Below are 20766 nucleotides of genomic sequence, written 5' to 3'. Positions count from 1 at the left end.
GCCTCAGCCCTGCTCGGGCTCGGAGCCCTCGGGCGACTCGGAGCCCTCGGCGGCCTCGGACGGCTCGGCGGCCTCGGACGACGGCTCGGACTTGCCGGCGGCCGCGGACTCGCTCGCCAGCGCCTCGACCGTCTCGCCCTCGTCCTCCTCGGACTCGGGCAGCTTGGAGATGCCCGTCACCTTCTCCTCGGCGCTCTCCAGGGCGATGAGCCGCACGCCCTGCGTGTTGCGGCCGATGACGGAGATTTCCTTGGCCTTCATGCGGATGAGCATGCCGCCGTTGGTCACCAGCATCACCTCGTCCTTGTCCGTCACCGGCACGAGGCCCACCACCTTGCCGTTGCGCTCGGTGGTCTTGATATCGATGATGCCCTTGCCGCCACGGCCCTGCTGCCGGTACTCGGCCTCCTGGGTGCGCTTGCCGTAGCCGTTCTCCGTCACCGTGAGGATGGTGGTGTCCTTCTCCACCACGTCGGCGCCCACCACCTCGTCGCCCTCCTCCAGGGTGATGCCCTTCACGCCGTAGGCCTGGCGGCCCATGGAGCGCACTTCCTGCTCGGGGAAGCGGATGCTCATGCCGAGCGCGGTGGACAGGAGGATGTCCTTGGAGCCGTCGGTGATCTTCACCGCGACGAGCTCGTCGCCCTCGTCGATGCCCAGCGCGATGATGCCGCTGGAGCGCACGTTGGCGAACGCCGACAGGTCCGTGCGTTTGACGACGCCCTTCTTCGTCACGAAGAAGACGAACTGGTTCTCACCGAACTCGCGCGTCACCAGCACCTGGGCGAGCCGCTCGCCCTCGCCGAACTGCACCAGGTTCACCATGGCCTTGCCGCGCGAGGTGCGGCCGGCGAGCGGCAGCTCGTGCACCTTGAGCGAGTAGAGCCGGCCCTTGTTGGTGATGGGCATGAGGAAGGCGTGGGTGCTCGCCACGAACATGTCGGTGACGAAATCGTCCTCCTTCGTCGTGGCCCCCGTCTTGCCGCGCCCACCGCGCTTCTGCGCCCGGTACTCCGACAGCGGCGAGCGCTTCACGTAGCCGGTGTGCGAGAGCGTCACCACCATGGTCTCCTCGGCGATGAGGTCCTCGCTGGTGATCTCCTCCACCGCGCCGGTGATTTCCGTGCGCCGCTTGTCGCTGTAGCGCTCGCGGATCTCCTTGAGCTCCGTCTTGATGACGTTGAGCAGGCTCGTCTCGTGGGCGAGGATGTCCTCCAGGCGGAGGATTTCGCGCACCAGGTCCACCAGCTCGCGGAACAGCTCCTCGCGCTGCAGGCCGGTGAGCCGCTGCAGGCGCATCTCGAGGATGTTCTTGGCCTGATCCTCGCTGAAGCCGGCGCCCTCGTAGCGGTGCTCCAGGCCCGAGTAGTTGGGCTCCTCGGCGCGCGCGCGCGACTCGAGCAGCGCCATCTGCGCCTTGGCCTGCGCGTAGTCGATGCGCTGCAGGTTCTTGAAGCGCTCCTGCTCGTAGAGCTCGGGAGACAGGATGTGCATGAGGCCCCAGCGCGCCTCGTCCGGATCCCTCGAGGCGCGGATGAGGCTCACCACCAGGTCGATGAGATCCTGCGCGACGAGCAGGCCCTCGACGATGTGGCGGCGGGCGCGCGCCTTGCGCAGCTCGAAGCGGCTGCGGCGTGTCACCACGTCGCGGCGGTGGGAGATGAACCGGTCGAGCAGCTCCTTGAGGGTGAGCGTGCGCGGCTGGCCGCCGTCGATGGCGAGCATCACCGCGCCGAAGGTGGTCTCCATGGGGGTGTTGGCGAACAGGTTGTTGAGCACCACCCCGGAGATGGCATCGCGCTTGAGCTCCACCACGATGCGCATGCCCTGGCGGTCGCTCTCGTCGCGGATGTCGCTGATGCCCTCGAGCTTCTTGTCTCGCACCAGGTCGGCGATCTTCTCGATGAGCCGCGCCTTGTTCACCTGGTAGGGGATTTCCGTGACGATGATGCTCTCGCGGTCGCCCTTCTTGGAGGTTTCGATCTCCGTGCGCGCCCGGATGGTGATCTGCCCGCGGCCCGTCTCGTAGGCGCGGACGATGCCCTCGCGGCCGGTGATGATGCCGGCGGTGGGGAAGTCCGGACCGGTGATGAACTGCATCAAGTCGCGGACGGTGGCGGTGGGGTGATCGATGAGGTGCAGCGTGCCGTCGATGACCTCGCCCATGTTGTGGGGCGGCACGTTGGTGGTCATACCCACGGCGATGCCGGAGCTGCCGTTGACCAGGAGGTTGGGGAACTTGGTGGGGAGGACGAGCGGCTCGAGCAGCGAGTCGTCGTAGTTGGGACCGAAGTCGATGGTCTCCTTCTCGATGTCGGCGAGCATCTCCTCGGCCAGCCGCTCCATGCGCACTTCGGTGTAGCGCATGGCGGCGGGGGAATCGCCGTCCACCGAGCCGAAGTTGCCCTGGCCGTCCACGAGCAGGTAGCGCAGGGACCACTCCTGCGCGAGCCGCACCATGGCGTCGTAGACGGAGGAGTCACCGTGGGGGTGGTACTTACCGATGACGTCGCCCACCACGCGCGCGCTCTTCTTGTAGGCGCGGTTGTGGAGGTTGCCCAGGTCGTTCATCGCGTAGAGCACGCGGCGATGCACGGGCTTGAGGCCGTCACGCACGTCGGGCAAGGCGCGCCCGATGATGACGGACATCGAGTAGTCGAGATACGAGCGGCGCATCTCGTCTTCGATGTTGACTTGGATGAGTTCTCCCACGGCGCCCGAAGGAGGCGCGGGGGGCGTTGCCGGCTTGTCGGTGGTGTCGTCGGCCATGAATTCGTGGGTCAGGGGAAAGGCCCGCCCGAGGGGGCCTCTCCGAGGGATTGGGTGTACGTAACCCCCGGATTTTCCAGCGTCAACAATGCTGATGCCCGGGGTGTGAAGGGGAGCCAGAAAGAGGACCCGGAGCCCGCCCGGTTGGGGGGCAGTGAACTCAACCCAGGACCTCGCGAACCTGTTGTACCAGCTGGGTCAGACGCGAGGGCGCCCACCATCCGCGCGACACCCGCGTGCCCATTCCATGTCGTTGGATCAACTCCCGGAGTGCCTCGCACACACGCTCGCCGTCCGGGCCATGACGGCCTTCATCCGCCTGCCCGGCGAGCTTGTCCAACCGGGCCCAGCGCGCGGGCGTCCAGCGCTCGTCCTCGGGAATATCCGGCCGCTGCGCGTCCCAGAGTTCGTAGGCCACCTCGAACAGCGCCGCCCGGGCATCCTCCAACACCCCAGGGGCGTGCAGGCGCACGTGGGGCGCGTATTCCCGCTCGAAGAGCCACCACATCACCGCCAGACACTCGGCTGGATCGGGCTCGAGCGGGGCGAGCCGCAGCCGCGCCATGTGCAGCAGCCGACTCCGGGCCTCCTGGTACCAGTACTCCGCGTGAAGCAGACGCTCGGGGCCGGTGCCCGGCGGGCGACGCGGCGCGAGGGCGGCCCGCTCGCGCAGCTCCGCCACCATGAAACCCCGCGCGTCCACCCCGGACAGGCGGCGCCAGAGCGCGGCCAGCGCCGCCTCGCCCCGGGCCCACCCCAGGGACAGCTCCTCGCGCTGCCGGCTCGAGAAGGGCAGCCTCCCGGAGAGCAGCACCGGGTGCGCGAAGAGCGGCTCGAGGCGGGCGGCGAACAGCACGGCCTCGCGCAGCGCGGGCAGCGAGTCCGGCAACAGCTCCGCCGCGGTCTGCTCGCGCAGGTGGGCGGGCACCTCGCGGGGCAGGGTGACGAGCCAATCCTCCAGCGCGCTCATCAGGCCGCCCAGCGGCTCCTGGGCGCTACGCCCGAGCTTGCGCGCCACGTCCCGGGCGAGCTGCTCGCGCAGCGAGTGCACCTCCCACAAGGTTCGCACGGTCGGTTGGCTCGTGGGCCAGTTCTCGGCCTGGGCGCGGCGCAGCGCGGGGCCGAGCAGGGCGTCCAGCGCGTCCTGATGGGCCCGCACCTCGCGCAAGAGGGGCAGCTCCTGCCGCAGGCGCTCCTGCCACCGGGACTCGGCCAGCGCGAGCACCAGCCGGTAGTAGCGCTCCCGGGCGGGCGCGAGCAGCGCGGACTGGCCCTCCAGACGGACCTGGAATTCGTCGTCGATGGGCGCTGCCATGGAGAGGAGTATACCTCCGGACCGAGGCGACGAGCGGGCCCCGGACGTGGGGGTCATCAGGGAAGCTTGAGCCACACATTGAGGGCGAAGTTGGACAAACGGAGGGGCTTGCCGTCCCAGAGCACCGGGCGGTAGCGGCGGCTCTCCAGCGCCCGGATGATGGCCTCGTCCAGGTGCGGCAGGCTCTTGATGATGCGGCAGTGCTCGACCCTGCCCTCCTGGGTGATGGTGCACCGGGCGATGGCCAGCCCCTCCACGCGGGCCGCGATGGCCTCGGGCGTGTAGCGGACTGGATCGCCGGAGAGCAGCTCCAGCGAGGTCGGTCTGTCGAACGAGCAGTGCGTCCATTCCTCGGAAACGCCGTCGTCCGCCAGGGAGGGCTCTTCCGCCCTGCTCATCTGTTCCTCGGAAACGCCGTCGTCCGCCAGGGAGGGCTCTTCCGCCCTGCTCGGCAGGCCCAGCACAAGGGCGAGCACGCCCACCAGAAGCCTCGAGGAAACCTGGAACATCCACCCTCCCTGCCGGGTGACCGGCCACTTCCCGCCGATATTGTCATGGGCGGAGCGGGTCACGCCCACCCGCTTCGGTCACGCCGTCCGGGCGGCGGTGTCCTTGGGCCGCAGTGGGGCGGCGAGCCGCTCGGCCTCCGCTCCCAGGGGGCCCTCGGGATCCAACGCCTTGGCGCGCTCGAAGGCGGCGAGCGCGGCCTCGCGATCTCCCTTCAGCTTGAGGGCCACGCCCACGTTGAGGTGCGCGCCGCCGTTGTCCCGGTCCATGGCGAGCGCCTCGCGGAAGGCGGCGAGGGCCTCGTCCAGGTCTCCGGCGAGCAGGGCCTCCTTGCCGGCCTGCACGCGCTTGTCCGCGTCGTTGACGAGTTCCACCTGGAGCAGGCTGCCCCCGGCCACGGTGACGATGAGCGCGCGCAGGATGCCGCCCCAGTAGAAGGTGAGCCCCTCGGCGGCGGCCACGGCGGCGATGGGCAGGTCCGGCAGCAGTTGCTTGCCGCGGAACTTGAAGCGCACCTTGGTGTAGCGGCCCTTGTTCGCCCAGTGGATGACCTCCCCGCGCAGCTTGTTCAACCCCTCCTCGATGCGCTTGGGATCGATCTCGAAGGGGAACGCGGCGCCTCCCACGGGCTCGCCCGCGGGCAGGGCCTTCTGCTCGGACTCGGCCACGGGCTCGGCCACGAGCTCGGTGAAGGAGGAGGCGGGGGGAAGCACGTCCACCGGAACGGGAGGCGGCACCGGAGCCGGGGCCTTCTTCTTCGCGGCGGACGGCCGCGCCGGGGCCACCGGCTTCTTCACGGACGAGGGGCGCTTCTTCGCGGCAGCGGCGCTCTTCTTCGGAGCCGCGACGGCCTTCTTCGGGCTCGCCGGGGCCTTGCGGGGTGAGGTCTTCGCCATGGTGACGGGACTCTAACCAGTCGCGAGGCAACGCGCTCGCGGGGGGCGCCCCTCACCCAGGCAGCCGCCAATCCACGGGCGCGCGCCCGCGCTTCTCCAGCTCCGCGTTGGCGTGGCTGAAGGGCTTGCTGCCGAAGAAGCCCCGACTGGCCGACAACGGCGAGGGGTGCGGGCCCTTGAGCACCGCATGCCGCCGCTCGTCGATGAGCACCTGCTTCTTCTGGGCATAGCTGCCCCACAGCACGAACACGACCGGCTCCGGCTGCTCGTTCACCGCCCGGATGACCGCGTCCGTGAAGGCCTCCCAGCCGTGTCCCGCATGGGAGTTGGGCTCGGCCTCGCGCACCGTCAGCACCGCGTTGAGCAGAAACACGCCCCGCTCGGCCCAGGGCACCAGCGAGCCGTCCTTCGGCCGGGGCAGCCCCAGGTCCGACTGGAGCTCCTTGAAGATGTTCACCAACGAGGGCGGGGGTTTGACGCCCGGCCGCACCGAGAAGGCCAGCCCATGCGCCTGTCCCGCCCCGTGATACGGATCCTGCCCGAGGATGAGGACCTTCACCTGGCCGTACGGCGTCAACCGGAAGGCCGAGAACAAATCCTCCTCGGGCGGATACACCGTGTGCCGTCGGCGCTCCTGCGCCACGAACGCCTCCAGTTGCTGAAACCCCGGGCTCGCCAGGACGTCCCGCAGCGCCTCGCGCCACTCTTCCGGGAGCAGGTTCTTCAACGAATTCATCGTGCCTCCACGACTCGCGTGTCGATGAGCCCTCCTCTACCTGACTCACGCGGTCAGCTCGCGCCAGAGTGCCTGAAAAGTCGGGTGGAGGACCCTCGGCGCCCCGGGAGGGGCCGAAAACACGACGGGCCCGGAGAGGATATCCTCCCGGGCCCGCGAGTGCGAGTGGCTAGCGCTCTGGATTACTGCAGCAGCATCTGGGCCATGCGCTGGGCGGCGAGCTCCGTCGCGTTGTTCAGGCCGAGCTGGCTCAGGCCCTTCTGCGCGAAGTTGCCGGCGAGCTGGCCCAGCACGTCCGTCACGCCCTTCTTGCCGGTGGCCAGGTTGAGCGCGGCGCTCAGGATGCTGTTGCCACCCGCGCCGTCCAGGAAGCCCGCGGCCCCGCCGAACTTGCCCAGGAGGTTGCCGAACACTCCTGCTCCACCACCACCTCCGGGGATGAAGCTGGAGGCCGCGCTGAACAGCGACTGCGTCAGGCTCTTGCCGCTCGCGAGGTTGCCCGCGAAGCTCAGGGCCGCGCCCGCCAGCGGGTTGACCATGGAGACGATGGGAGCCGCGAAGCTAGCAACCTTGCCGAGGGCCTTACCGATTCCGCCGAGGAAACCCATGATGAAATCCTTTTCGAGGGGCCGCCGCGGCGGCCGTAAGTGCTACTGACAAAAGGATTCTCGCACGCCCCGATTATTTGTTTCCTGATCCCCCGAGAATTTCGCCTTTTTTGAAAATGCCTGGGAGATCAAGGGGATGGGCGCGCTCCCGCGAGGAACTCAGGGCTTGAACTTGGGTTTCGGGCGCTGGAGTTCCAATTCCTGAGACAGTTCCTTGGAAGCGGCATCGCTCTTCGGGGGAACCTTGTAGGGGACGGACTCCTCGGCGCCGAGCGTCCGCCCGTACTGCGACGGCGTGGGGCCCTTGCTGAAGCCATCCTGCGTCTGGCCGGGGATGATGGGGATCTCTCCCTTGACCATCTTCTGCAGGTGGTTCTCGACCTCGGCGACGGTCGGAATGCTGGGGTCCTCCTTCTTGAGCGCCTCGTCCGGGACGATCATGATCGCGGGCGGCTTCTCCGGATGGGAGGCGTAGTCGAGGATCTTCTCCACGTACTGCTCCACCGGGATCTTGAGCAGGCTGGCCTGCTCCTTCACATCCGGATCCTTCAACAGCTCGTCGCGAACGTCGTCGATGGGGCGCCGCAGCTTCTTGCCTTCGGGCTTGCTCTTCTCTTCGGACATAACGAGGTGCTCTCCAGAGGGAATGAAGGCCAGAGCAGGGTCGAGCGTGAATCGCCACGTCCAGGCCCGGGCGGAGGGCCGTATTGCTAGCCCAGTCGCCCCCCGGATTGCAAAAAGGCAACCCTTGTCCATCCGCGCCGTGGGGGTGGTGCGCTACGGTTTTGGTTCGCGCGGAGACTGCAATGCGTCGCTTCGAATTGGTCGAGGGCTCGTCGAGGAAGTTCTGGGAGATTGAGGCACAGGACACCGGCTTCACCGTGCGCTGGGGCCGCATCGGCACGAGCGGGCAGAGCCAACAGAAGTCCTTCCCCACCGCCGAGAAGGCCCAGGCCGAGCAGGACAAGCTCATCGCCGAGAAGCAGAAGAAGGGCTACGCGGAGGTGGGCGGCACCGCCAGCGCCGAGGCACCGCCTCCCGCGAGCCCGCCTTCACCCGCGCCCGCCAGGAAGGCCAAGGCCATCGCGCCCCCGCCCGTCGCCGAGGCCCCCGAGGCGCCTGTCATCCCTCCCGAGGCGCCCGCCCCGACCGCGCCCCCCTCCGACCCGGATGCCCCCATCGCCTGGACCGAGTCGCTCCTGCGCCGCGTGCATCCCCGCCGGGGTGGCGTCGCCACGCCAGTGCGTCCGCTCCCGCCGGTGAAGAAGTCCTGGGCCCTGGTGCGCGAGGACTTCCTCGAGCGCGTCCCCCCCGGGCTCATCCCCGAGGACCCTCACGCGAACAATCTCACCGCCGAGCTCCGCGCCGTCGCCGAGCGCATCAGCCGCCCCGAGCCCTCCCTCGGCACGCCCGAGGAGGACGCCGTCCTGGTCATCTTCCTGCAGTACCAGGAGTCCTGGAACAAGGTCCCCCGCCACGAGCCCATCATCGAGCTGCTCTTCGCCCTGGGCGGGCCCGTTCACGCCACGCGCGCCATGCTCCTGTCCCTCGACCTGTATCTGGCGGGAGACAAGGCGCTCCATGCCCGGCGGGGCGTGAACACCAACCCCCACCACCTGCACTACAACCTGCTGTCGCGCGGCCACCTGCGCGGCCTGCCCCGCCTGCGGGCCCTGCTCGCCACCCAGACGGATGACGCGGGCTACCAGGCCGCTCGCGACGCCGCCGCCCTCCTGCGCGACTCCGAGACGCGCCGCGCCGCCTCCGCCTTCCTCTTCCCCACGGAGACCGCCTGGGTGCGCGCCCAGGCCGAGGAGTTCGTCGCGGCCCAGGAGCCGGGCTTCCCCTTCATCCTGAGCAGCGTCTCGGAGCCCGACACGCTCGCCCCACTCATCCCCCACGTGGACGTCTGGAATCTGCTGCGCGAGCCCAATGGCCACCTGGCCTCGCTGCTCGATGGCATGGGGGTGCACGGCCTCGCGCTCCTGCGTGAACTCCAGCCCAAGCTCATGGGAGCCGAAGCGGTGCGGACCTGGGCTGAGATCACCGCGAGCGTCAACGCGGATGAGGCGATGCAACTGCTGCTCGACGCCGAGAAGGAGGCCCTCCCGTTCCTCATCGAGGCGACCGCGCGCTGGCCCCACCGTGCACTGCGGCTGATCAGCCCCCGGGCCGCCCTCCGGGGCAAGGAGGGCGATCAGGCCCGCTCCATCCTCGGCCACCTGCTGCGCCGCGAGTCCGCCGCCGTCCGGGCCGCCCTCCCCCTCCTGTCCGACGAGGCGCGCGAGGTGGTGGCCCGCCTCCAGGCCCAGGCCGGCCCCGATGTCCCCGACGCGACCCCCGAGCAGCTCCCCCCCGTCCTCGCGACTCCCCCCTGGCGCTCGAGCCAGAAGCCCGAGGCGCTCCCCGTGCTCGACGGCGTGGTGCCCCCGGCACTCCCCGATGCGCTCGTGTGGCGCGAGGGCGAACAGGAGGAATGGGCCCGGCGCAAGGGCTGGGAGTACAAGCCCTACGGCAGCACGGTGCGAGAGCAGGAACTGCTGAGCGGAAAGGTGGACCCCGCCTGGATGCCCGAGCAGATGGACATTCGTTTCTTCGCCTACGCTCCGGAAGCACTCGCCCTCAAGTTCCTCGGCAAGCTCGAGCCCCGCCGGTACACCGAGGAATGGCTCCACCCCATCATCGCCCGCCTGGGGCTCGCCGTGCTCCCAACCCTCGTCGACATCGTCACCACGCACGGCGCCGACACCTACGCCCTGCTCGCGCCCTATGCCGTGACCCGGCTCGCGCCCCAGGTGGCCGAGGCCTTCCACCGCACCAAGAAGGCCCGCCCCACCGCCCGCGCGTGGCTCCTGCGCCACCCCGCGCACGCCACCGCCGGACTCCTCGTCCCCGCGCTCGGCAAGCCCGGCAAGGCCAAGGACGCCGCCTGCGCCGCCCTGCTCATGCTCGCCTCCAACGGACAGGAAGCCACCGTCCTCGACGTGGCCGGCCGCGCGTCCCCCCAGGTCCTCGAGGCCGTGCGGCGCGTGCTCGCCTTCGATCCCATCAACCTCTTTCCCTCGAAACTCCCCGCCCTGCCCGAGACGCTCGGCCTCGACGGGCTGCCCCGGCCCCTGCTCCGGGACCGCTCCGCGAAGCTGCCCCCCGCGGCCGTCCGGGAACTCGCGACCCTGCTCGCCTTCTCCTCCCTGGATGCGCCCTACGCGGGCCTGGAGCAGGTGAAGGCCGCATGCGACCCCGCCAGCCTCGCCCGCTTCGCCTGGGGCCTCTTCGAGTCCTGGATGGCGGTGGGTGCTCCGAGCAAGGAGTCCTGGGCCTTCCAGGCGCTCGGCCTGCTCGGCGATGACGACACCGCGCGCAAGCTCGCCCCGCTCATCCGCGTGTGGCCCGGCGAGGCCGCTCACGCCCGCGCCGTCATGGGGCTCGACGTGCTGGCCGCCATCGGCACCGACGTCACCCTCATCTATCTCAACGGCATCGCCGAGAAGGTGAAGTTCAAGGGCCTGCAGCAGAAGGCCCAGGAGAAGATCGAGCAGATCGCCGAGGCGCGCGGCCTCACCCGCCAGGAGCTGGCCGACCGGCTCGTGCCCGACCTCGGCCTGGACGAGAGCGGCTCGCTCACCCTGGACTTCGGCGGGCGCACCTTCACCGTGGGCTTCGACGAGCAGCTCAAGCCCTTCGTCAAGGACGCCTCCGGCGCCCGGCTCAAGGACCTGCCCAAGCCCGGCCAGAAGGATGACGCGGAGAAGGCGAACGCCGCGGTGGAGCAGTGGAAGGCGCTCAAGAAGGACGCCAAGACGGCCGCGACCACGCAGATCCTCCGCCTGGAGCTGGCCATGTGCGCCCGGCGCCGCTGGAGCCCCGAGGTGTTCCGCCGCTTCTTCGTCGAGCACCCGCTGCTCATCCACGTGGTGCGCCGCCTCGTGTGGGGCACGTACTCGGCCGAGGGTGCGCTCCAGGACACCTTCCGCGTCGCCGAGGACCGCACCTTCGCCGACCCGAACGAGGACACCTGGACGCTTCCCGAGGACACCCTCGTGGGTCTGCCCCATGCCCTGGAGCTGGACGGCAAGACGGCGGGCGCGTGGGGGCAGATCCTCGCCGACTACCAACTGCTGCAACCCTTCGCGCAGCTCGGCCGCTCCACCTTCGCGCTGGAGCCGGCGGAGCGCGAGGCCACGAAGCTCGCGCGGGTGAAGGGCCTCAAGCTGCCCACGGGCAAGGTGCTGGGCCTGGAGGCGCGGGGCTGGCGGCGCGGGCCCCCCCTGGACGGCGGCGTCGCGGGCTGGATGGAGAAGCCGCTGGGGGACGACCGCGTGGCCGAGCTCGATCTCGATCCCGGCCTCTACACGGGCTCCCTCGCCGACTCTCCCGAGCAGACGCTCGGCGAGGTGACGGTGTGCCGGGCCCACACCTGGCACAACGAAAGCATCCAGGCCTGGGGCTCGCTGGATGCCATCCTCTTTTCCGAGCTGGTGAGGGACCTCGAGGGCCTGCGGCCCGCGTGAGGACGACGACCATGGCGACGACCCGAAAGAAGAACACGGCGGCGACGGCGGCGGAGATCCAACGGCCTCCCGCGGAAGTACTGCACGCGGAGGAACTCGCGCGGCTGCGTGACGCGGACAACGCCCCCCGGCCCCCGGGCTGGAACCTGTCGCTGCACGCCGTGCGCCGCTTCATCCTCGGCGACGAGGCGCTGGGCGTGCAGCGCAAGTTCGTGGGCAACCCGAGCCTCGTGGACCGGGCCATGGTGACGCTCGCCACCAACCGAGGGTTGATGCTCGTGGGCGAGCCCGGCACCGCCAAGAGCCTCCTGTCCGAGCTGCTCGCCGCCGCCATCTCCGGCACCTCCACCCTCACCATCCAGGGCGGCGCCTCCGTCACCGAGGACCAGATCAAGTACTCGTGGAACTACGCGCTGCTCGTCTCCGAGGGCCCCACGCCCCGCGCGCTCGTGCCCGCCCCGCTCTACACCGGCATGAAGGAGGGCCGGGTGGTGCGCTTCGAGGAGATCTCCCGCTGCCCCATCGAGGTGCAGGACTCGCTCTTGTCCATGCTGTCCGACCGGGTGCTCGCGGTGCCGGAGCTCAAGGACGCGGACGCCATGGTGTTCGCCCGCGAGGGCTTCAACATCATCGCCACCGCCAACACGCGCGACCGCGGCGTCAACGAGATGAGCGCGGCGCTCAAGCGGCGCTTCAACTTCGAGACGGTGTTCCCCATCGGCGACTTCGCCACCGAGCTGGCCCTCGTGCGCGACGAGACGGCACGGCTGCTCCAGCGCTCGGGCGTGCCGATGGCGCCGCCGGAGGATCTGCTCGAGGTGCTCGTCACCACCTTCCGCGAGCTGCGCACGGGCGAGACGCAAGAGGGTCAGGCCCTGGAGCGGCTCAGCGCGGTGCTCTCCACCGCGGAGGCCGTGTCCGTGGCCCACGCGGTGGGCGTGCGCGGCTACTACCTGCGCGGCGATGGCGGCTCGGCGGCGGACCTCGTCGAGTGTCTGGCTGGCACCGCGGCCAAGGACAACGCCGAGGACCTCAAGCGCCTGCGCGTCTACCTGGAGCAGCGGGTGTCGCGCCGCACCGGCCCCCACTGGCGCGCCCTGTACGACGCCCGCCACCTGCTGCCAGGGTGAGCGCGTGAGCGGGCGGAACGACTCCCGGCTCCACGTCGTCGGCGTGCGCCACCACAGCCCGGCCTGCGCCCGGCTCGTGGCCCACACCCTCGAGACCGTGCGGCCCCGTCACGTGCTCATCGAGGGGCCCGTGGACATGAACTCCCGGCTGGAGGAGCTGCTCCTGCCGCATGAGCTGCCCCTCGCCATCTTCAGCGCCTACCGCGACGAGGAGCGCACCCATGCCTCGTGGACGCCCTTCTGCGCATACTCGCCGGAGTGGGTGGCGCTGACGAAGGGACACGCGGCGGGCGCCCAGGTGCGATTCATGGACCTGCCCGCCTGGGACAAGGCCTTCGAGGGCGTGCGCAACCGCTACTCGGACGGGGAGCGCCGCACCGCCCGGGCCATCGAGGCGCTCTGCCAGAAGCTGGGCCTGGAGGGCATGGACGCCCTGTGGGATCACCTCTTCGAGCAACCGCTCGGAATGGACGTGCTCGCCGAACGGCTGCGCGTCTACTTCGACTCCCTGCGCGGCGAGGAGGAGGCCTCCGAGCGCGACACCCAACGCGAGTCCTTCATGCTCGCCCACGTGGAGGCGGCGCTCGCCCGGGACGAAGGGCCCGTGGTGGTGGTGTGCGGCGGCTTCCATGCCCCCGTGCTCGCGCGGGCCCAGGCGCGGCCCGGGGCCGATTTTCCCCCCGCGCCGAGCCACCCCTCCGCCAAGAGCTACCTCGTCCCCTATAGCTTCCGCCGCCTGGATTCCTTCGCCGGGTACGAGTCCGGCATGCCCTCGCCCGCCTTCTACCAGGCGCTCTGGGAGTCCGGCGCCGAGGCCGCTCCCGGGCACCTGTTGCGCGAGGCCGTCGGGCGGCTGCGCGGGCGGGGCCAGCACGTGTCGTCGGCGGATCTCATCGCCGCCTCCGTCATGGCCGAGGGTCTCGCCCGGCTGCGCGGCCACGCGGTGCTCTCGCGCACGGACCTGCTGGATGGACTCGCCTCCGCGCTGGTGAAGGAGTCGCTGGACGTGGCCCTGCCCTGGACGAAACGGGGCGTGCCCTCGCCCGACACGCACCCGCTGCTCGCCGAGGTGCTGCGTGCCTTCAGCGGCGAGCGCACGGGACGGCTCAGCCCCCTCACGCCCCGGCCTCCCCTGCTCACGGACGTCGAGCACACGCTGCACGCCCACGGCCTCACCCCCAGCCCGGGCCCCCGCACGGTCCGGTTGGAGCTGCGCGAGCCCGGTGACGTGGAGCGCGGACGCGTGCTGCACCGCCTGCGGGTGCTCGGCATCCCCGGCTTCACCCGGAACTCGGGCCCCACCTTCCCCACCGAGCCCGTGCTCCAGGAGTCCTGGACGGTGGCGCCCGCGGAGGACTTCCTCTCCTGGGTCATCGAGGCCTCGGGCTGGGGCGCCACCCTGGAGCAGGCCGCCACCGCGCGTCTGGAGGAAGCCCTCCTCCAGGCGGGGCCGGACCTGGAGCGGCTCACCCTGCTGCTGGCCGAGAGCTTCTTCATCGGCGCGAAGCACCTGGCCCGGCGCGTCCTCACCGAGGTGGCCGCACAGGCGGGCAACGAGCCGGAACTCGCGCGGCTGGGCGAGGCCCTGGAGCAGTTGCTCGCCCTCTGGCGGCATGACGTGCTGCTCGGCGCCCAGGGCTCCGCCGAGGTGGGGCACCTGCTCGCAGCGGCCGTCGAGCGCGGCCTGTGGTTGCTCGAACAGCTCGACGGACCCTCGCTCCCCGCCGACGAGGGGCACCTCCGGGCGATGGCCGCGCTGCGCGACACGCTGCGCTTCGCCGCCCAGCCCCTCGCGCTCGACGTGGCCCGGGCCAGCGCCGTGTTCGAGCGCCGGCTCGCCTCCCCCCATGCGCCGCCCGCCGTGCGTGGGGCCTCGCTCGGGGCGCTCTGGTCCCTGTCGCGCTTCCCCGACGAGGCGAGTGCCGAGACCGCCGCCCTGCGTGCCACTCGCGCCGCCGCGCGCCCCTCGACCCTCGGGGACTTCCTCACCGGGCTGTTCCGGCTCGCCCGCGAGCAGGTGGTGCACACGCCCGCCCTCACCTCGGTGCTGGACGAGCTCATCCGCCAGCTCACCGAGGAGGACTTCCTCATCGCGCTCCCCGCGCTGCGGCTGGCCTTCGGGTTCTTCCCTCCCCGGGAGAAGGAGGGCATCGCCCGGACCCTGCTGCCACTGTATGGACAGGACGCCTCGGGCGCGCGGGCCCTGGTGCAACTGGACGTGCACCCCGCCGTCATCCTCGCGGGCGCGGCGCTGGACGATGAAGTGGAGCAGGTGCTCGAACGCTTCGGCCTGCATGGGCCCGGAAGGAAGGAGGAGCGCGATGCCCCTTGAGCCCCTGGCGCGCTGGCGCCTCGTGTTGGGAGAGGCCTCGGAGGGGGCGCTCGGCGACTGCCTGGACGCGCGCGGACGGGCGATGGACTCGGCGCTCTCGTGGCTCTACGGCCGGGAGGGAGACCTCTCCGGGCGCGGCGTGCGCGAGGGCGGCTCGGGCGAGTCCGTGCTCAGCGTTCCCGAGTGGATCAACGACGTCCACACGCTCTTTCCCAAGGAGACCATCGAGCGGCTCGAACAGGATGCCGTCGAGCGCTACCAGATCGACGAGGTGGTGACACGCGCCGACGTGCTCGAGCGCGTGGAGCCCAACGAGACGCTGCTGCGCGCGGTGCTGCGCACCAAACACCTGATGAATCCCGAGGTGCTCGCGGTGGCCCGCCGCATCGTGCAGCGGGTGGTGCGCGACCTGATGGAGAAGCTGGCCCAGCAGGTGCGCCGCACGTTCTCGGGGGTGCTCGACCGGCGGAGGCGCTCGCCCCTGAAGGTGGCGCGCAACTTCGACTTCCGGCGCACCCTGCGCGAGAACCTGCGCCGCTACTCCCCCACCGAGCGGAAAATCGCCATCGAGCGCGCCGCGTTCTACTCGCGCACCCGCCGCCACGTGGACCGCTGGCAGGTCATCCTCCTGGTGGACCAGTCCGGCAGCATGACGTCCTCGGTCATCCACTCGGCCGTCACCGCCGCGTGCCTGTGGGGACTGCCTGGCATCCAGACACACCTCGTCGCCTTCGACACGGCGGTGGTGGACCTCACCCGGGACGTGACGGACCCCGTGGAGCTGTTGATGAAGGTGCAGCTCGGCGGCGGCACGGACATCCAGCTCGCGGTGGCCTACGCCGCGGGGCTCATCGAGGCGCCCCGGCGCACCCTCGTCGTCCTCATCACCGACTTCTTCGAGGGCGGCCCCCCGGGGATGCTCGTGCGCCGGGTGAAGGAGCTGTGCGACCAGGGCACGAAGGTGCTGGGGCTCGCGGCGCTCGAGCCGGACGCCACGCCGAACTACGACCGCGACCTCGCCCGGCGGCTGGTGGACGTGGGCGCGCACGTGGCGGCGATGACCCCGGGCGAGCTGGCCGCGTGGATCGCCGAGAAGGTGCGCGCATGAGCCGCGCGGATCTGCTCGCGCTCACGCCCCAGGCCATCGCGAGCCTGTCCAATCCGGGGCTCGTCAAGCGCGCCCAGAAGGAGCTGGAGCAGGGCAAGGGGCCACGCCTGGAGGAGCTGGCGGACGGCACGGTGGTGGGCACCTTCGAGGACGGCATCATCGCCCGGCTCGTTCCGGGCAAGGCCTTCAAGGACAGTCCCTGCACCTGCAACGCCACCGCCGTGTGCCGCCACCGCGTGGCCACGGCCCTCGCCTATCCGGCGTTGATCGCCACGAGCGCCGCCCCCCCCACGGCCGAGGCGAAGGCGGAGGCCCCCTGGTCCCCGGGAGCGGTGGACGACGCGGAGCTGGCGCGAGTGCTGCCCCGCCGGGCCCTGGAGCGGGCCGAGGGCTTCCGGGACCGTGGCTACCTCGCGCAGGTGCGGCGCGGAACCTTCGAGGGGGAGGACATCCCCTCGGTGGCGCTCGCCACGTGCACGGTGCGCTTCCTCGTGCCGAGGGACTTGAGCTACGCGCGCTGTGACTGCTCGCTCGGGACGGGCTGCGAGCACCTGCCCCTGGCCATCTGGGCCTTCCGCGCCGCCGATGAGAAGGACCCCACGCGCCGCGAGGTCTCCGTCGAGGTGACCCGGGGCGCCATCACCTCCACCGTGGGGGGAGCGGCGCTGGACACCGCGGGCGACCTCGTGCGCTTCCTCCTGTTGGAGGGCGTCCAGCACGCCAGTCAGGGGCTCGCGGGGCGCTTCGCCGTGGCCCGCGCGGGCCTGGAAGAGGCGCGCATGACGTGGCCGCTCCTGGCGCTCGAGGAGCTGGAGGAGTTGCTCGGCGCCTACGTGAGCCGCGCTGCCCGCTATGACGCCCCGCGCTTCACCTCCGTGCTGACGGAGTTCTTCGCGCGCCAGAGAGCCTCGCGCACGCCGGGCCCGGTGCCCCCCCGGGCGGTGCTGGGCATGGACGAGGCGCCGGAGACGAAGCTCGACTACGTGCGGCTGGTGTCGCTCGGCCTCCGGCTCTTCGCCGAGGGCCGGGAGCGCCGCGCGGAGGTGGTGCTCGCGGATCCGGCCACCGCGGGCCTGCTCGTGGTGCGCCGCGCCTTCACCTACGCGGAGGACCAGACACCCGAGGACGGCGCCCAGCTCGGGCGCCGGCAGGGTGCCCCCGGTGCCACCCTGGAGGCGCTCGCGCGCGGACAGGTGCTGACGTCGGGCGCCACGCGGCGCACCAACCGCCTCATCCTCTTCTCCACCCAGGGCTTGCAGCGCACCTCGGTGACACCGCAGTCCGGGGACTGGAGCCTGCTGCCCGAGCCGCTGCTCGTGAAGGACGTGCGCGCGCTGGAGTCCGCCTGGCGCTCCCGCCCTCCGCGCTTCCTGCGGCCCCGGCTGCTCGCGGAGAACGTGCATGCCTTCGCCCTCTCCCGCGTGGGCGAGGTGACGTACGCCCCGGGCGCCCAGGAGGTGCACGCGCAGTTGGAGGACCCCCAGGGCCATGGCTTCCGCGTCGAGCTGTCCCACCGCTCGGTGGCTCCCGGGGCGCTGGACGCGCTCGCCGGGGCGCTCACGGGCAAGCACGGAGCGCCGCGCTACGTCTCGGGCGAGGTGCGCCGGACGGCCCGGGGGCTCGTCGTGGAGCCCATGGCCCTGGCCTGCGAGAACGGCGTGGTGGCGCTCGACGTGCAACCCGCCGTCACCTCGGGGAAGTTGAGCACGGCGGCGGACGCGCCCGCGCTGCCCCCGCTGGCCGCGGCCCTGAGCGAGGTGGAGGGCTGCCTCGCGGACGCGGTGCACCAGGGCCTGCGCCATGTGCCCCCCGCGTGGAGCACCCGGCTCGACACCGTGGCGTCACGGGCGCGGGGGCTGGGCCTGAAGCGGCTGGCGGAGGACCTGGGCGCGCTCGGCGCGGCGCTCGCGAGGGCCCGGGCCTCGGGCGCCGCCGGGGACGAGGCCGCGCTCGCCGAAACCTGGGCCAGCGCCGCCCTGCGCACCGGGGTGGGACACGAGCAGCTCGGCGGGTAGGAGGCGTCTCGCCCCCCCGCCCGGCCGCTTCCCGGGGCCGCTTCTTGGGCTTGGAGCCCCAGTCGGGCTAGCCTCCATGCCGCCATGTCGATGTACAACGAGTCGCTCCGCGCCTTCCTCAAGCCCGTGCTGCCCCATCTCGACGACCCCACGGTCTCCGAGATCATGATCAACGGGCCCACCGACATCTGGATCGAACGCAAGGGCAAGGTCACCAAGATCGACGCCTCGTTCACCGAGGAGGGCCTGCTGGGTGCCGCGCGCAACATGGCCCAGTTCGTGGGCCGTCTGCTCAACGACGAGCGTCCGCGCCTGGACGCGCGCCTGCCCGACGGCAGCCGCATCCACGTCGTCATCCCGCCCATCGCCCGCAAGGGCACGACCATCTCCATCCGCAAGTTCTTCAAGGACAAGCTGACGGTCGACTCGCTCATCAAGTTCAAGTCGATGACGCCGCAGATGGCGCGCCTCATCGACGCCGGCATCCACACCAAGCTCAACATGCTGGTGTCCGGCGGCACGGGCTCGGGCAAGACGACGCTGCTCAACATCGTCTCCTCGCTCATCCCCGACGAGGAGCGCATCCTCACCATCGAGGACTCGGCGGAGCTCCAGCTCAACCAGTCGCACATCGTCCCCTTCGAGAGCCGGCCCCCGGACAAGTTCGGCAAGGGCGGCGTGGACATGGGAGACCTGCTCAACTCCGCGCTGCGTCTGCGTCCGGACCGCATCGTGGTGGGCGAGGTGCGCGGCGGCGAGGCCTTCTACCTCGTGCAGGCGATGAACACGGGCCACGGCGGCTCGCTGGCCACCACGCACGCCAACACGCCCACGGACACGCTGCGGCGCATCGAGTCGCTCTGCCTCATGTCCGGCATCGAGCTGCCCCTGGTGGCCATCCGCGCCCAGGTGGCCAGCGCCATCAACTTCGTCATCTGCTGCGAGCGTCTGCACGACGGCAGCCGCAAGACGATCGCCCTGTCCGAGGTGCTCCCGCTCAGCGAGAAGGGCGAGTACCGCACCCAGGACATCTTCGTCTTCACGCCGGTGACCAAGGACGAGGAGGGCCACATCCTCGGCTACCACGCGCCCACCGGCATCATCCCCAGCTTCGTGGACCGGGCGCGCGCCTACGGCTTCAACGACCTGGACGAGTCCTTCTTCGATCCGGCCACCTACGGCGTGCCCCCGCCGCCCTCCTTCCGCCTGGGCGAGTCCTACAACGTGCGCTGGGTGCCCTCGCTCAAGCACCGCGAGCGCGGCGAGCCGGATCCCTCCACCTTCAAGAAGGAATGGTTGGCGTTCGAACAAAGGCTCAAGGACGAGGCGCACGACGCCAAGGGGGGCAAGCCCGCCGCGGCGCCCGCCGTGCAGGTGCAGGTGCCCGCCGCGCTGACGCCGCCACCGGTGGCGACCCCGCCGGCCCGGCCCGCGCTCCGGCCCAGGCCCCCACCGCCCGTGGAGTTCGACGCGCCGCTCGGGGACGACGACAAGACGCCGCCGCCCACACCCAACCCCTTCGCCATGGACGGGGACGAGGGTCTGCCGCCCATGGACGAGCCCAAGGTGCAGGTCGCCGCGGACTTGCAGGAGGAGATGGAGGCCACCCAGAGCCGGGCCACCGCGCTCTCGCGGGCGTCCCGTCCCACGCCTCCCGCCCGGCCCGCGGCGTCCGTGCCCCAGCGTCCCGCGTCGACGCCCGTGCGCCGTCCGCTCGCGTCCCGGCCGCCGCCGCCGGTGCCGGACGAGGACCTGGTGGATGACGCGTCGCAAGACAATTCGGAGAAGACGGCCATCCGGGCCATGCCCGAGAAGCCACGCCGCTGATTCGCGCCCCGTGGGGCCGGGCATCCGGAACCCGACCTCACGGAGAGGCCGTGTCCTTGCGGCAAGCACGACATGAGGGGAAAGTGGCACCCCGTGTTCCTCTCCCTTCTCACCACGCTCGTCGTGCTCGGCCAGGCCCCCGCTTCTCCTCCCAGTGCCTCGCCGCTCACCGTGCTGATCGCCCCACCCGATGCCGCGGGAGTGCCGCCCCACATCGTCTCCTTCGCCCAGGAGCACGTGTACGAGCAGCTCAAGACCGAGGGCCTGCAGGTGATCCGCGCCTCGGAGTTGTCCCAGGGGCTGCCGGCCGCGCAAAGAAAGGCGGTGCTCGGCTGCAACCGCCTGGAGGCCGCCTGCCGCATCACACTCGGGGAAGCGGCCGTGGCCGACGTGGTGATGATCGCCGAGCTGGTGCAATTCCTCAGCGGCTACCGGGTGGGGCTCAAGGCCTACGCCACGCGGGACGGGGAGCTGCTCGCCGAATACTACGTGCCGGGCGTGCACGAGGATCAGCTCCTCGACGCCTTCACGGAGGCGAGCAACAAGGTGCTGCCGCCGGTGCTCCGCGCGCTGCGCCCCGCGCAGGAGCCCGTGGCCCAGACACCCCCCGTGACGCCGGGAACGCTGGTACCGGGCGCGACCGGGCCCAAGTCCGGAGCGGCCACCGCCCGCCAGGGCACGCCGGAGTGGGCGTGGATGCCCGCCGCGGGAGGCGCGGTGATGCTGGGCCTGGGGACGTTCTTCACCATCCAGGCGGGCAACAACCACTACCGGCTGACGACGGTGAAGTTCGACAAGGCCGAGGATGCCCGGGCCGAGCGGGACGCGGGCCTGCGCAATCAAGCGCTGGGCACGACGGGCCTGGTGCTGGGCGTGGCCGGGGCGGCGACGACGGGCGCCCTCTACTTTCTGAAGGGCAAGAGCCCGCTGGACTTCCTCCCCGTGCGGCCCACCGCGTCGGTGGGGCCTTCGGGCGGCTCGGTGGGACTGGTGGGTACGCTGCCGTGAGAGA

14 protein-coding genes are annotated in these 20766 nt (G+C 71.1%); 7 read left to right on the top strand and 7 right to left on the bottom strand.

The genetic code is table 11. The features are described from left to right. Positions 1 to 3: 3 nt before the first annotated feature. The 7 genes from gyrA to F0U63_RS04815 form a co-directional block, all read right to left on the bottom strand. Positions 4 to 2769, bottom strand: a complete 2766-nt coding sequence (gene gyrA / locus F0U63_RS04845) for a DNA gyrase subunit A (RefSeq protein ID WP_395844180.1) — start codon at positions 2767 to 2769, stop codon at positions 4 to 6. 160 nt (positions 2770 to 2929) lie between these two features. Then, on the bottom strand, positions 2930 to 4084 hold the full coding sequence (locus F0U63_RS04840) for a hypothetical protein (protein WP_395844178.1): 1155 nt from the start codon (positions 4082 to 4084) through the stop codon (positions 2930 to 2932). Between the two features lie 56 nt (positions 4085 to 4140). Next, positions 4141 to 4593 carry an energy transducer TonB gene (locus F0U63_RS04835; protein WP_395844176.1) on the bottom strand — a complete coding sequence of 151 codons (453 nt, stop codon included), beginning with the start codon at positions 4591 to 4593 and terminating at the stop codon, positions 4141 to 4143. A 78-nt stretch (positions 4594 to 4671) separates the two neighbouring features. Further along, entirely contained in the window at positions 4672 to 5487 is an 816-nt protein-coding gene (locus F0U63_RS04830; protein WP_395844174.1) for a tetratricopeptide repeat protein, read from the bottom strand. Positions 5488 to 5539: 52 nt separating this feature from the next. Continuing rightward, a complete protein-coding gene (gene ung / locus F0U63_RS04825) occupies positions 5540 to 6223 on the bottom strand; it encodes a uracil-DNA glycosylase (RefSeq protein WP_395844172.1) in 684 nt (227 codons plus the stop codon). 182 nt (positions 6224 to 6405) lie between these two features. Further along, positions 6406 to 6831, bottom strand: coding sequence for a hypothetical protein (locus tag F0U63_RS04820; RefSeq protein ID WP_395844170.1), 426 nt, complete (start codon positions 6829 to 6831; stop codon positions 6406 to 6408). A 159-nt stretch (positions 6832 to 6990) separates the two neighbouring features. Next, a complete protein-coding gene (locus F0U63_RS04815; RefSeq protein WP_395844168.1) occupies positions 6991 to 7455 on the bottom strand; it encodes a hypothetical protein in 465 nt (154 codons plus the stop codon). Between the two features lie 182 nt (positions 7456 to 7637). On the opposite strand from F0U63_RS04815, the gene F0U63_RS04810 reads away from it, so the two are divergent. The 7 genes from F0U63_RS04810 (at position 7638) to F0U63_RS04780 (ending at position 20762) form a co-directional block, all read left to right on the top strand. Continuing rightward, positions 7638 to 11342, top strand: coding sequence for a DUF4132 domain-containing protein (locus F0U63_RS04810; RefSeq protein ID WP_395844166.1), 3705 nt, complete (start codon positions 7638 to 7640; stop codon positions 11340 to 11342). An 11-nt stretch (positions 11343 to 11353) separates the two neighbouring features. Further along, positions 11354 to 12472 carry an AAA family ATPase gene (locus tag F0U63_RS04805; RefSeq protein ID WP_395844164.1) on the top strand — a complete coding sequence of 373 codons (1119 nt, stop codon included), beginning with the start codon at positions 11354 to 11356 and terminating at the stop codon, positions 12470 to 12472. A 4-nt stretch (positions 12473 to 12476) separates the two neighbouring features. Continuing rightward, complete coding sequence (locus tag F0U63_RS04800) at positions 12477 to 14804, top strand: DUF5682 family protein (protein WP_395844162.1); 2328 nt, start codon at positions 12477 to 12479, stop codon at positions 14802 to 14804. Continuing rightward, positions 14794 to 15912, top strand: a complete 1119-nt coding sequence (locus tag F0U63_RS04795) for a VWA domain-containing protein (protein WP_395844159.1) — start codon at positions 14794 to 14796, stop codon at positions 15910 to 15912. The genes F0U63_RS04800 and F0U63_RS04795 overlap by 11 nt, the downstream gene beginning before the upstream one ends. After that, positions 15909 to 17927, top strand: coding sequence for a hypothetical protein (locus tag F0U63_RS04790; RefSeq protein ID WP_395844157.1), 2019 nt, complete (start codon positions 15909 to 15911; stop codon positions 17925 to 17927). The genes F0U63_RS04795 and F0U63_RS04790 overlap by 4 nt, the downstream gene beginning before the upstream one ends. An 84-nt stretch (positions 17928 to 18011) precedes the next feature. Then, complete coding sequence (locus tag F0U63_RS04785) at positions 18012 to 19754, top strand: ATPase, T2SS/T4P/T4SS family (protein WP_395844155.1); 1743 nt, start codon at positions 18012 to 18014, stop codon at positions 19752 to 19754. Positions 19755 to 19847: 93 nt separating this feature from the next. Then, positions 19848 to 20762, top strand: coding sequence for a hypothetical protein (locus F0U63_RS04780; protein ID WP_395844153.1), 915 nt, complete (start codon positions 19848 to 19850; stop codon positions 20760 to 20762). Positions 20763 to 20766: the final 4 nt, after the last annotated feature.

Origin of the sequence: Cystobacter fuscus (genome assembly GCF_044360685.1) — a bacterium.
GTDB lineage: Bacteria > Myxococcota > Myxococcia > Myxococcales > Myxococcaceae > Cystobacter > Cystobacter fuscus_C.
The sequence above is the reverse complement of the archived record's forward strand: the minus strand, read 5'-3'. Positions and strand labels throughout refer to the sequence as shown.

What these genes read in the sequence shown, in the direction of transcription:
- ung (WP_395844172.1), bottom strand. Translation starts at nt 6,223, where the DNA reads ATGAATTCGTTGAAGAACCTGCTCCCGGAAGAGTGGCGCGAGGCGCTG.
- F0U63_RS04835 (WP_395844176.1), bottom strand. Translation starts at nt 4,593, where the DNA reads ATGTTCCAGGTTTCCTCGAGGCTTCTGGTGGGCGTGCTCGCCCTTGTG.
- F0U63_RS04790 (WP_395844157.1), top strand. Translation starts at nt 15,909, where the DNA reads ATGAGCCGCGCGGATCTGCTCGCGCTCACGCCCCAGGCCATCGCGAGC.
- F0U63_RS04795 (WP_395844159.1), top strand. Translation starts at nt 14,794, where the DNA reads ATGCCCCTTGAGCCCCTGGCGCGCTGGCGCCTCGTGTTGGGAGAGGCC.
- F0U63_RS04840 (WP_395844178.1), bottom strand. Translation starts at nt 4,084, where the DNA reads ATGGCAGCGCCCATCGACGACGAATTCCAGGTCCGTCTGGAGGGCCAG.
- gyrA (WP_395844180.1), bottom strand. Translation starts at nt 2,769, where the DNA reads ATGGCCGACGACACCACCGACAAGCCGGCAACGCCCCCCGCGCCTCCT.
- F0U63_RS04820 (WP_395844170.1), bottom strand. Translation starts at nt 6,831, where the DNA reads ATGGGTTTCCTCGGCGGAATCGGTAAGGCCCTCGGCAAGGTTGCTAGC.
- F0U63_RS04830 (WP_395844174.1), bottom strand. Translation starts at nt 5,487, where the DNA reads ATGGCGAAGACCTCACCCCGCAAGGCCCCGGCGAGCCCGAAGAAGGCC.
- F0U63_RS04805 (WP_395844164.1), top strand. Translation starts at nt 11,354, where the DNA reads ATGGCGACGACCCGAAAGAAGAACACGGCGGCGACGGCGGCGGAGATC.
- F0U63_RS04785 (WP_395844155.1), top strand. Translation starts at nt 18,012, where the DNA reads ATGTCGATGTACAACGAGTCGCTCCGCGCCTTCCTCAAGCCCGTGCTG.
- F0U63_RS04815 (WP_395844168.1), bottom strand. Translation starts at nt 7,455, where the DNA reads ATGTCCGAAGAGAAGAGCAAGCCCGAAGGCAAGAAGCTGCGGCGCCCC.
- F0U63_RS04810 (WP_395844166.1), top strand. Translation starts at nt 7,638, where the DNA reads ATGCGTCGCTTCGAATTGGTCGAGGGCTCGTCGAGGAAGTTCTGGGAG.